At 36.1% G+C, this 14,644-nt stretch carries 3 protein-coding genes; all 3 read left to right on the top strand.

Translation table 11 applies throughout. The features are described from left to right. The first annotated feature begins 90 nt into the window (after nucleotides 1–90). Entirely contained in the window at nucleotides 91–1,275 is a 1,185-nt protein-coding gene (locus tag HM990_RS06335; RefSeq protein WP_229719397.1) for a hypothetical protein, read from the top strand. Between the two features lie 163 nt (nucleotides 1,276–1,438). Beyond that, nucleotides 1,439–4,894: a DUF7619 domain-containing protein gene (locus HM990_RS06330; RefSeq protein ID WP_178988120.1), complete on the top strand. Its 3,456-nt coding sequence runs from the start codon at nucleotides 1,439–1,441 to the stop codon at nucleotides 4,892–4,894. Between the two features lie 648 nt (nucleotides 4,895–5,542). Next, nucleotides 5,543–14,581, top strand: coding sequence for a BspA family leucine-rich repeat surface protein (locus HM990_RS06325; RefSeq protein WP_178988119.1), 9,039 nt, complete (start codon nucleotides 5,543–5,545; stop codon nucleotides 14,579–14,581). The last annotated feature ends 63 nt before the right edge of the window (nucleotides 14,582–14,644 follow it).

Raw genomic sequence — 14,644 nt, 5'->3', positions numbered from 1 at the left:
AACCCATAAACTCATCAGCGAATACACTCAAAACTTAATTTGGCATCATAATTGAAATTATAATTATATAACCAATAAAAACTCAAGATTATGAAAAAGCTTCTACTATTATTAACCCTTATTTCGGTACTCGTATCTTGTAGTGCCAAAAAGCAAATTGAAAGCGCCATAAGCCATGGAAATTATGACGAAGCCATTTCTGAAGCTTTAAGAAAACTTGAAAACAATAAAGACAAAAATCGCAAGCAAGATTATATTGTGATGCTTGAGGACGCCTATTATAAAGTTTTGGAAGAAGATTTACAGACCATTGCTCATTTTAAAAAAGACGGTAATCCTGAGCAATACAAAGCAATTTATAATATCTATGTGGATTTGGACGAAAGACAAAAAGCTATCAAACGCGTGTTGCCTTTACAGATAAATGGGAAAACATTGCATCTTGAATTTAATGATTACAGTTCTGAAATTGTAGATTATAGATATAAAACATCTGAGTATTTAATAGGTCAAGGGATTACATTGCTGGATTCCGGAGATAAATTCAACGCCAGAAAAGCCCACGGCATTTTCAGTTATATTGAACACATAAATCCAAACTTTGAAGAAAACAGAAGCTTAATAACTGAAGCTCATGAAAAAGGAATGGATTATATACATGTGTCTATTCAAAACCAAACACGTCAAATCATACCGCAACAATTGGAAGCCGAATTGGTAGATTTTAATACCTACGGGTTGAATCAATTCTGGACAACCTATCACGCCAATCCTAATGAAACTATTGATTACGATTTTGCCATGCAATTGCAATTAAAGCAAATTAACATATCGCCAGAGCGTTTTAACGAACGTCAGATACTGAGAGAAAAACAAATAGTCGATGGTTGGGAATATAAACTAGACAGAAACGGTAATGTGAAAAAAGACAGTTTGGGAAACGATATAAAGATCGATAAAATCATAAACGTAAGAGCAAGGTTTGTTGAAGTATTGCAAACCAAATCCGCTCAAGTTGTTGCAGATATTGTTTATACGGATTTAAAACAAAACCAAGTGATTGATGCCTTTTCCATTGATAGCGGCTTTGTTTTTGAAAATGTGTTTGGACGTTTTAGAGGCGACAGAAGAGCCTTAAACAGCGATGATATTCATCTTTTGAATCAAAGACAACTACGTTTTCCTAGTGATGAACAAATGGTATACGATTCAGGAGAAGATTTAAAACTAAAATTGAAAGATATTATTGGTACTTACCATATTAGAAAAAGTTAGTTTTAGTATAACATACAGAATAAAAACTCTTACTTAGGTAGGAGTTTTTTGTTTATAGCTGTTTTAATAGTAGAACGCATTGTACCTATATTGGTTAAAAGTTCTTAATTTAACGCAACCGTTTGTAAGAAACTACATCTAATAAAAAACAAAACCAATCATTATGAAAAAATTTACACTACTTCTTCTACTCGCTTTCTATTCCATGTTTTGTTTTTCTCAAGACCCAACAGTTTATATTACCAATGGTGGTAGTGGTTATTCTGTGATAGAGGGCAATACTTATACCTTTACAGTGAGTATGTATAGTGCAACAACTACAGATGTTATAGTAGATGTGTCAACGCTTCCAATTTCAGCGGATAATAGCGATTATACACCTTTATCAACTACAGTTACAATACTAGCAGGAGAGTTGAGCAGTACTCCACTTTCGATTCCGACATTCAATGATTCTTCTATCGAAGAAAATGAATATTTTACAATTGAAGCCGAGGTTACTTCTAATAACACTTCAAATGAGACAATCTCTAGAAATATTACCTTATGGGACAATGATACCACACCAACGATAAATTCAAATACAACACCAAGTATAATTGAAGGTCGATATTCTAACCATTATGTGAGTATAAGTAATTATTTTAGCTCTGACGTAACCATTAATTTATCTACAACATCAGGAACTGCAGATGCATCAGATTATGATCCAACGTCCGTTTCTTTAACTATTCCTGCTGGTGAACTTTCTGTATATTTTACAATCAATACATTACAAGATGCCATAACTGAAATTGACGAAACCTATACCATTACCTTAAATGTTACCTCAGGAAATACAACCAATACAAGTCTTGATATTACAGTAACAATTTTAGATAATGATACCACACCTACACTTAGCCTTTATACTAATACTAGTACAACTGAAGGGTATAATGCCTTTGTATATGCAAGATTAGACAGAGCTTACAATTCAAATGTCGTTGTTGAACTTACTACAACTAATGGTACAGCAGATAATTCAGACTATACTTCTGTCACTCTAACAAAGACTATTGCTTCAGGTTATACATCTACCAGCAGTTTTCAAATTCCAACTACTGATGATACCTTAGACGAACCTAATGAATCTATAAACATCACCGTGACGGTCATTTCAGGAAATACCACCAATACAACAGAAACGACTACTGTAAATATTGTTGATAATGATGGGTTGCCTGATTTCTACTTGCAAGCCGTCAATGACACTGATAATTCAACGGGTTTAACCTTAGACGGATTAGCTGCTGAGGAAGGATACGATCTTAAGTTTATACCACGATTAACTCAAATAAGCCCAATGGATACTGAGATTGAAATTACTACTACTAATGGATCTGCCGATAGTTCAGATTATACAACATCAACTATAGCAGTTACCATTCCTGCAGGTCAATATTCTAATTATTATGAGGTATTGGGTTATTCAACTATTTTAGATCAAATAGATGAAGATGATGAAAACATGTTCGTTAATGCACAAGTGACCTCTTCTAACACCTATAATACCGCATATACATTAGAAGGCATCATTATTGACAATTATGATCTCAATGCACAACCAGATGATGTGACATCCATTATAGAAGTCGGTACAACATTTCAAGTATTGGATAATGATACTTTTGAAGGTTTACCAGTTGATGCGGCGGATTTGGATGTTAGCTTACTTGGGCCAAATACTGTTGGTATTTCTTTAAGTTCTGATGGACTATTAACTATACCCTCTAGTGCACCGATGGGCATTTATCAAATTAACTATCAAATATGCCAAATTGCAAATCCAACCAACTGCGATATGGCCAGATTAACCATTAGAGTTGATTCTCCATTGGATGCAACCCATACTGCAACATATGTTGATTTCAATGGTGATGGATTTATAAGTGCAGGAGATACTATTGCTTACGAATTCACCATTACCAATAACGGAAACGCACCAATTATAGACATTGACGCTGATTATTATGCAGATTTTGACTTTGTTGGCGGACCACTAGCTAGTCTAGGCCCAGGACAAGTGGATAGTACAACATTCACAGCTACACAAATTATTACACAAAATAATATTAATAGTGGTTATTACGGAGGCGATTTAGAGGGTGCATATTTCTATGGTACTTATTATGATGTTGAATACCAAGAATATTTGTACGATCAAAGTCAAAGTTTTAATTTACAACAATCCGATGGCATAGAACTAAACGCCTTTGTGGATACCAATGGAAACGGAACACAAGAATCTAGTGAAATCAATTTTCCCTTAGGACAGTTTAACTATGAAGTAAACAATGATGGTGTAATAAACAATCTTTACGTATCTCCACATTATTTATATGAATCTAATCCATCTACAACCTATGAGCTTTCTTATACAGTAGATGCTGATTATGCCGCTAATAATACTACTGCAGCAAGTTATTCTAATGTCACAGTTCCCATTGGTTCTGGAATTACTACTTATGATTTTCCTATTAATGTAACGCCTTATAATGACTTATCAATTGATATTTCAGCCTCTTGGAGACCACCAATTCCTGGTTTTCAATATTGGAATTACATCAGTTACACAAACAATTCTAATGAAACAGTAACATCTGGCACTATAGATTTTACAATGGATAGTGCACTTAGTTTACTGAGTGTTCATGACGTTACTAATTATTGGTACAATTATAATCCTGCTTCGGTAACAATAACGGCTACTGGCTTTTCTTACGCGTTTAGTAATTTACAACCTTACCAAACCAAACGTCTATGGGTTAAAATGCAAGTGCCAATTCTTCCTACAGTTAGTCTTGGTCAATTGGTTACAAATACTGTTGATATTGAATTACTGACTGATGAAATTTCGCCATCGAATAACACATCCAGTTTAACACAAACCATTGTTGGTTCTTACGACCCTAACGATATTACTGAAAAACATGGTGAAGAAATCCTCTTCTCATCGTTCTCAACAGACGATTATTTAACCTACACCATTAGATTTGAAAACACAGGGACTGCCAATGCTATTAATATAAGGGTTGAGGAACTCTTAAATGAACAATTAGACGAATCTACTCTGAAAATGGTAGATGCTAGTCATCCATACAATTTAGAGCGTATTGGAAAACAGTTAAAATGGAATTTCTTTGGTGTTAATCTTCCGCCATCAGAGGGTAATGACTCACAGGTTGGTCATGGTTTTATCACTTTTAAGATAAAACCGTTTCCAGATTATGCTGTTGGAGATGTGATACCGAATACCGCAGAAATTTATTTCGATTTTAATCCTGCGATAGTTACAAATACGTGGAATACTACATTTGTTCAAACTTTAGGTATAGCTGAATCTGATTTTAGCAACTTGACTGTTTATCCAAACCCTGTAAAGGATATACTCCTTATTAGTAATAATTCTGAAATCTTTACAGTTGAAATTAGTTCAATTCTTGGGAAACAAATTTTATCGAAATCAGTCGATGCTTTGACCACCGAAATTGATTTAAGTAAGTTTTCTAATGGTGTTTACTTTGTGAAAATCAAGAATACCAATAGAGAGAGGATTGTGAAGGTTCTTAAAGAATAAAACCTTAGTATACACCAATCTAATTAGAACTCTCATATTATACTTTAGTTTAATATGAGAGTTTTTAGTTTATTTTAAAAACACTTTGAATCTCGTTCAATCATCGATTCAATTCTCGGTAAATAGTAAAGACATCTCGACTAACTTACCTTAGTTCCAAAATATTTAATCTTTTTACTAATAACTTTGTAAACTACACAAATATTTATAAAAATAATTTATCGCCATTAAGAATTCTTAATCATTTTTCAGTATAATTTTTGCCATTTTGTTTTTGTTATTTAGAGTTAAATTGTAAGGAAATCATGTAATATCAGATATAAACAGTAAATACGTGATTTTAATCGAGTTATAAAAAGAATACAAAACTCTTATTATCAGTTTCTTATAACAATTTAAATCACTTTTTATTACTTACTAAATCCACAAATTACGACAATAATTAGGTCGTAAAACGCTTAACAAATATATTTTTATCGATGTTTTAATACACTTTATCGTGTTTTTATTTTGTAAATAATTTTTATCGCTCTATATTTGACCTCCCTCAATAGTTAATTCATCAACTATATTTTTATCCATTTGAATCTATTTCTAAAATTCTAAGTACTAAATAATTATTGTCCATAACAATAACCTAATAGTATTATGAAAAAGAGTTACTCTTCGTTAATTCAATTTTTAATTGCTTTAACTTGTTCCGTAAGTTTAACTGCACAAAACGAGTTTATAACAACTTGGAAAACAGACAATCCTGGTTCTTCTAACCCAACATCTATAATCATTCCCACTGTAGGAGGTGGTTATAATTATGATGTAGATTGGAATGATGACGGTATTTTTGACCAATTCGGTATTACTGGGACAATCACCCATGACTTCGGAACTCCCGGAACTTATACCATAAGAATTCAGGGGAACTTCCCTAGAATTTACTTTAATAATAATGGTGATAGAAGAAAGATAATTGAAATTAATCAATGGGGAAATATTGCATGGAGTTCTATGCAAAATGCCTTCTATGGATGTAGTAATTTAGAATTAACAACAACCCCTCCTGACGCTCCAGATTTGAGTGCCGTAAGCAATATGGTGAGAATGTTTAGGGAAGCGTCTATTTTCAATGGTTCTATTGATCATTGGGATGTTTCTAATGTTGTCTTAATGCGTGAAACATTTCGTGATGCTTCGGCTTTCAATCAACCTTTAAATTCATGGAATGTTTCTCAAGTTAGGTTCATGAACACTATGTTCTTTAGAGCGGTTGCCTTTAATCAAGATTTAAGTGCTTGGGACGTTTCTAATGTTGAACAGATGGGAAGTATGTTTAATGGAGCCTTTTCTTTCGATCAAGACTTAAGTGCTTGGAATATTACTTCTGTGCTCAATATGAATAACATGTTCCAGAATATTACACTTTCTACAGCCAACTATGAAAATATATTAATAGGTTGGAATAGTTTAGCTCTAAAAAATGGTGTTACTTTCAACGGAGGAAATAGCCAATATTGTTCCGTTGCCGCTACTGCTGCAAGAGCCAATATGATTGCTTCTTATAATTGGAGCATCACTGATGGTGGTCCTGAAGATGCAGTTACAGCTATCTGTATCGGCACACCATTCGCCTTAACCTTAGATGCAAGTGGAAATGCCACTTTAAATGTCAATGATATTGATAATGGGTCTTTCATGAATTGTGGAAATATATTGGGATTAAGCTTATCCCAAACTGCTTTTACTTGTGGAGATTTGGGAAGCAATTCCGTAACCTTAACTGCTGATAATGGCAATGGTAAGACTGATACATGCACAGTGACAGTCAATGTTATTGATAATACCGATCCTACTCCTGATGTAGCAACTTTAGCAACTATAACTGCGGAATGTGAAGTTACTTCCTTAACGCCACCCACGGCTACTGATAATTGTGGTGGAACCGTCACAGTGACTAACAACGCATCACTTCCCATTACAACCCAAGGAACAACGACCATTACATGGACCTATGATGATGGCAACGGAAATACAACGACCCAAGATCAAGATATCGTTATTGACGATCTCACTGCTCCTGTGCCTGATGTCGCAACTCTAGCCAATATTAATGCGGAATGTGAAATTACTTCCTTAACAACACCAACTGCTTCAGATAATTGTGGTGGTACCGTCACCGTGACCAACAACGCATCACTTCCAATTTCAACCCAAGGAACAACGACCGTGACATGGACCTATGATGATGGCAACGGAAATACAACGACCCAAGATCAAGATATCGTTATTGACGATCTTACTGCTCCTGTGCCTGACGTCGCAACTTTAGCCAATATTACTGCGGAATGTGAAGTTACCTCCTTAACGCCACCAACTGCTACAGATAATTGTGGTGGAACCATTACGATAACACACAATGCAAAGCTTCCAATTATAACCCAAGGAACAACGACCATTACATGGACCTATGATGATGGTAATGGAAATACAACGACCCAGGATCAAGATATCGTTATAAATGATGTTACTGCTCCGGTGCCTGATGTAGCGACTTTAGCAACTATAACTGCGGAATGTGAAGTTACTTCCTTATCGCCACCAACAGCTACAGATAATTGTGGTGGTACCGTTACGGTGACCAACAATGCATCGCTTCCAATTACAACCCAAGGAACAACCACCGTGACATGGACCTATGATGATGGCAACGGAAATACAACGACCCAAGATCAAGATATCGTTATTGACGATCTCACCGCTCCTGTGCCTGATGTAGCGACTTTAGCAACTATAACTGCGGAATGTGAAGTTTCTTCCTTAACGCCGCCAACTGCTACAGATAATTGTGGTGGAACCGTTACGGTGACCAACAATGCATCGCTTCCAATTACAACCCAAGGAACAACGACCATTACATGGACCTATAATGATGGTAACGGAAATACAACGACCCAAGATCAAGATATCGTGGTAAATGATGTAACTTTTCCAACCTTTAATTCTTGTCCAACAGACTACTTTTTAAATAATGATGCTGGATTTTGTTCAGCTATAGTTAATTATACGATACCAACGGCAAATGATAATTGCGCTGGCGTGACTGTAACACAAACGGATAGTACCGGTTTAACTTCTGGTTCTGGTTTTCCAATTGGAGTCTCAACATTAGAATATACCGCCACAGATATTAATGGAAATAGCACTATTTGTACTTTCACGGTAACTGTTATAGACAACGAAGTTCCAACCATTGTTTGCCCTGCAAACACAAACGTAAATGCCGATGCTAATTGTGAAGCAACTTCGGTAACTTTGACGCCACCGACTACAAATGATAATTGTACTGTAGCATCCGTTACAAATAACTTAGCTGGTCAATTACCATTACCTGTTGGTAATCACACCGTGACATGGACGGTTACAGATACTGCAGGTCTTACAGCGACTTGTGATCAGCTAATTTCAGTTATAGACGTAACTCCTCCTGTAATTACTTGTCCAACAGTCAATCCTTTTTATAATACAGATCTTAATCAATGTGATGCAACGTTATCATTCACAGCAACTGCTACTGATAATTGTAACGGATCACCACTTATTAACTATGAAATTGCTGGTAATCCAATAACATTCCCATATACCTTTTCTGTTGGAACAACTACTGTTGATGTCATTGCCGATGATGGGAATGGCCTAACCTCAACTTGTGATTTTGATGTTATAGTCGAAGACCACCAAGCACCAACTGCTGTATGTCAACCATTGATAATAACATTAAATGCTTCAGGAAATGCTGCTATTGCAGAAGATGCCATTAATAATGGTTCTTCTGATGCCTGTGGCGGATTGAGCTTTGATACTGATATCACAAATTTTAATTGTTCAAATATTGGTATTAACAATGTAGAACTTACAGTCACAGATTCCAGCGGTAATTCGGCAACTTGTACAACAACAGTAACAGTATTAGATAATGTTCAGAGTGCAACAGCATCGATTACCTCTACTCCTATTTCTCCAATTTGTTTAGGAGAATCCGTAACGTTCACAGCTACAGGTTCAAATTTAGGCACTAGCCCACAATACGAATGGTTTGTTGGAGGTGTATCGGTTGGTAATAACAGTGCTACTTATACCACAACAAGCTTAGCAAATGGAGACGATATATATGTTGAAATTTCATCCGGACCTTGTGATACCGTAACCACAAGTAATAATATTATAATGACGGTAAACCCATTGCAACCTGTATCATTTGCACTAAATGCATCTGCAAACCCTGTTTGTGACGGCGATAATGTAACTTTCTTTATAACCAGTTTAATAAATGGAGGTACGATGCCTAGCTATCAATGGTATTTAAATGGATCTCCTGTTGGAGGAAATACAATTTCATATGCAACCGCTGCTTTATCTAATGGTGACGTAGTTTCAGTAGAAGTCAGTTCAAATCTTGCATGTGCTGACCCAATTCCTGCAAGCGAAAGTTTAACAATGGTTGTTAATCCTATTCCAGTTGTTACTGCCCTTGCCAATGGTAGCAGTAGCGATATCACACTTTGTATAGGCGATAGTTTAACATTAACTGGTTCTGGAGCATCCACCTACACTTGGGACAATGGAGCAACGAATAACATCCCTTTTATACCTTCTGTTGGTACACATACGTATACGGTTACAGGAACACAGAGTGGTTGCGAAAGTACAGATACCATAACGGTAATCGTTGAACCAAATGCTTCGATTGCATTAATTTCTGCTAGTGCAGACCAAAGTGTTTGTAGAACTGGAGGAAATCCTATTGGTAGAGTGGAAAACATCGATTTCAATATTGCCAATGCGACATCTGTTTCTGTAACTGGATTACCTACAGGAGTCAATTACAATTATAATTCTGGATCTGGTCTGTTAAGAATTAATGGAAACCCCAACAATGCTATTAGTGGTGTTTTTAATTATACCATAACGGCTTCTAATGCCTGTAATACGGTTACTTCAACGGGAGAAATAACGGTGTACTACGGCACGCCTTCAACACCAGGAACGATAAATGGTCCTGGGTCATTTTTATGTCCTGTTTCTACCGCTATTTATTATGTGGCTGACGATTCAAATGTTGAAACTTATAATTGGACGGTTCCTGGAACAATGACAATTATTGAAGGACAAGGCACTAACCAAATTGAAGTTGATATAACTGGCACTGTTACTTTTTGGCAACAAATTAGTGTTACGGCCAGTAATGCCTGTGGAACTTCATCGGCAAGAACGTTAGGTATCCTATTAAACTTCAGTGCACCAGGTATTGATGCCGGTAACGACATTTATGTTTGTGAAGGAACAAATATGGTTACTATGGCAGGAGATGCTGATGGCTTAAGTAACACAGAGTGGGAATGGAGCGATAATGGATCTGGCGGAACGTTTTCAACAGTCGGAACATATGATCCTCCTGAATACTGTGATGGCTTTTATTGGTGGGGTTCTTGTGTTGGTACTTTAGTAGATCCACCTCCTAGACCTTTATATTCGGAAACAGCAACATACACACTTCCGTCTGGTCTTGTTGCTGGAGATGTTGTAACCATTAACTTAATAGCAGATAGTGGTGGATTTACTTGGTGTGACGATATAGAAGACACTATGCGTATTCATATCATTGAAAACCCAACAGCTACAATGGCCGTACCCGATACTATATGCTTGGGAGATGATATTATTGTTAATGGAACTCCAAATACAACTGTAAGTTATGCCTTTAATGGTTCAGCAGCTGGCTCTTTCAACATCGATAATTCAGGTACTATTACATTTTCTAATCTACCTTCAGGTAATTATGAATTAACGAGTATTCAATATACCAATGCCCCAAATAGCAATGGTGTAGGATGTGTTAACTTGCTCACTGGTGAAACAGTTTTAATTAATGTACCTCCAACAGTTGTAGCACCTGCTGATGTTACTATCTGTGAAGGTGATACAGTAAATTTATCATCGAGTACATTTGGAGGAACCAATGCAGTGGTTACATGGAGTACGTCTGGTAGTGGCGCCTTTAGTGGTAGCATTTACACACCAAGTGCTGGTGATATATTTAATGGAACGGTTACGCTTACTTATACAAACACACCTAGTGATGGCATATGTTCTTCTGTAAGTGACTCAATGGTAGTAACCATTAATGACGCTCCTACTGTTTATGCAGGAGTTAATCAAACTATATGTGGAGATGGTTCCATAGTCCTAAGTGGTTCAGTAGGTGGAGGTGCATCTTCAGCAACATGGAGTGCTCCTAGTGGTAATTTTTCTAGCAATACAGATTTAAACGCTACATACACGCCAACAATTACATCTGGAACAGTAACTCTAACTCTAACAACCAATAATCCATCTGGACCTTGTGGTTCTGAAACGGATACTGTTGTTATTACCGTAAATCAAAGTGCAATTGCAGATGCTGGTTCAGACTTTACGGTATGTAGTACTGATATCATATCTTTGAGCGGTAGTATAAGTGGTAGTGCCACTTCTGGAACTTGGAGCTCAGGTACTGGAGGCACATTTACAAATGCTTCCATTTTAAATACTACGTATAACCCAAATGCAACAGATATTACAAATGGAAGCGTTATTCTTACGTTAACAACAAACAATCCATCTGGAGTATGTAATCCGAATATGGATACTGTAGTCGTCACCATAAATGAAGCAGCCTCAGTAAATGCTGGCACAGTAATTACAACGTGTTCTAGTAGTACAACAGTAAATTTGAATGCGACTACAAACACTCCTGGTTCATGGTCTGGTGGTACTGGTACGTTCAACAACGCAACTTTACCTAATGCTACTTATACCTTAGGTGCTGGTGAAAATACAGGAACTGTAATACTTACATTCGCAACGAATGATCCAGATGGAGCTGGTCCTTGTTCTGTAGTTTCAGATACTGTATCAATTAATATTATTCCTTTTGTAAATGCTTCAGCGAGTAATTTAACAACGATTAGTTCTTGTAGCGATACCACTATTCAATTGTTTGGTAATGGAAGTGGAAATTGGTCGGCAGTTTCCGTACCTCCCGGAAGCCCTTTTACATTCTCTAATACCAGTGATCCAAATGCTAACTTTACAGGAGAAAGTGGTTCAAATTATACCTTAACATGGACTTTAAATAATACAGCACCATGTGCAGATGATTCAACTACATTGGCTGTTAGTTTTCCTGACTGTGGTAGTTTTATGGATTTTGATGGATCAGATGACAGTGTTAATTTTTCTGATAATTATGATTTACCAGGAAGCTTCAGTATTGAGACTTGGATCAAGCCAAATGCCATTAATGGCAACATCCAAACAATTTTATCGAAACGAAATGCAACTAATTTTTCTACGGGTTATGATTTAAGACTTGTGAACAACAATATTATCTTTAGAATGAATGGTTCTGGTCTTTCTGCCGGAGGGATCACAGCAGATAGATGGTATCATATAGCCGTAACTTTCAATGGTACAACATATAAGTTGTATGTTGATGGAATTCAAAAAAATAGTATTTCCGGACCTAGCCCAACATCCAATACATTCAATATGCTAATAGGTGCTATGTCTCGCGTAAACAATACGCCAACAAATCACTTTAATGGTTGGATAGATGAAGTACGTATTTGGAATACCCCTTTGACCACAAAACAGATTCGTGAAATGATGAACCAAGAAATTGAAAATAATACTGGTATGGTTCGTGGTTCAATTATTCCCTTGGATATTTCAGGAATAACATGGTCTAACTTAATGGCGTATTACCAAATGAATCAAAGTAACTCTGATGTCACAGGAGGTAAATTAATTGCCAACATTGGTGTTGATGGTACCCTTAGAAATATGACCTCTATGCAAACCGAATCAGCACCTTTACCTTATATAAGTTTAGGAATTACAAGTAACTGGGATGATGCAAATACATGGCAAGGTGGAAGTGACTTAATGCTTCCTAATACTAATGGTATCGAGTGGAGTATTGTAAAAACCCAAAACAACGTAACCATAGATAGACCTATTCAAGTATTAGGCCTTATTGTGGATAATAATAAATTAACGATCACAAATGATCAACCATTAGTAGTAAATAAATACCTAGAAATAAATGGTGTTTTAGATCTTGTAGATGAATCTCAATTATTGCAACCTACAGGAAGTGTCGTAACTGGTTCTGGTTATTTAGAACGAGACCAACAAGGCACCAAGAATGGATTTAGCTATAATTATTGGGGAAGTCCCGTAAATACTTCCGGAACAAGTTATTCAGTAGGATCTATATTGTATGACGGCGCAACTCCTGTTGATTGGACTACTGGCTACGATGGATCGCCTTCGCCATTAACTATAAGTTCGAGATGGCTTTATATTTTCGATGATCAAAATTTTAGTGACTACAGCGGTTGGACCCAAATTGGTACAAGTACGCCTGTAAATATTGGTTTGGGATTCACTATGAAAGGTAGTAACACCAGTTCATCAGACCAAAACTTTACGTTTAGGGGACTTCCAAATAATGGTGTGATAACCAATAGTATCAGTGCAGGAGCAAAAGCCACATTGGTAGGAAACCCTTACCCGTCAGCAATTGATGCTAACACATTTATAGATGACAATGCGACATCTTTGTTAGACGGAACGCTGGTCTTTTGGGAACAGTCACCTAATAGTAATTCTCATTACCTATCGGCTTATGAAGGACGATATTCATACTATAATAAAACAGGAGGTCTTGCATCCACAGTTCCTTCTGAAATCAATGGAGCAGGTTTAACTTCAAAAATACCTGAACGTTACATTCCAGTGGCACAAGGTTTCTTTGTCAACGGTAGCTTAACAGGCGGTAACATTACGTTCAATAATGACCAACGAATATTCAAAAAGGAAAATCCAGGTGAATCCATATTCTTTAGGTCTAGTGTTGATAATGAAACTCAAGAATCTAGTGATGATGAAGACTCCGATATTATTAGACGTATAAGATTTAACTTTACCACACCGGAAGGTGCCATGAGATATTTACTTTTAGGATTTACAGCGGATAATGCAGCCACAGATGGTGTTGATTATGGTTTTGACGGACTTTTAGCAGACGATTTTCCAAGTGATCTATCCTTTAAAATCAATGATGAAAATTATGTCATTCAAGGGGTTGGGGAATTTAATCAAACTAAAATATATCCTTTGGATATGGTTCTTAACGAAACAGGAAATTTTGAAATAGCACTTGACGATTTAGAAAACTTCGATGAAACTATTGATGTATTCATATACGATAGTGTTTTGGAAACTTATACCAGATTCAATGAGGTTAACTTCCAAATGAATTTAGAAGCTGGTCATTACACAGATAGATTCTACTTAGCTTTTCAGGAAGATGCAACGCTATCTACCATAAAAGAAGAATTCGATAATGTTACAGTAAGATTTTTAAATCAATCTAATGAGATTTATGTAAATACACCGCTTTCTGTTGATGTTAAGCAATTGTATTTAATCAATGTTGCAGGTCAAACTATCGCCTCATGGAATGCGTCTAATTTACCAATGTCACATGCTATTAAGATTCCTGTTAAGACTATTTCGGAAGGTGCTTATATCATAAAAGCTGAAACATCTACAGGTACATTCAATAAAAAAATAATTATTAAATATTAACCCGTAATTATTCGTTGCTTAAAAATGAATAAACCCTCAAAATAACTTTGATTTTGAGGGTTT

Source organism: Winogradskyella schleiferi (assembly GCF_013394655.1).
Taxonomy (GTDB): domain Bacteria; phylum Bacteroidota; class Bacteroidia; order Flavobacteriales; family Flavobacteriaceae; genus Winogradskyella; species Winogradskyella schleiferi.
Note: the sequence above shows the minus strand (reverse complement) of the source record. Positions and strands in the feature narration are given on the sequence as shown.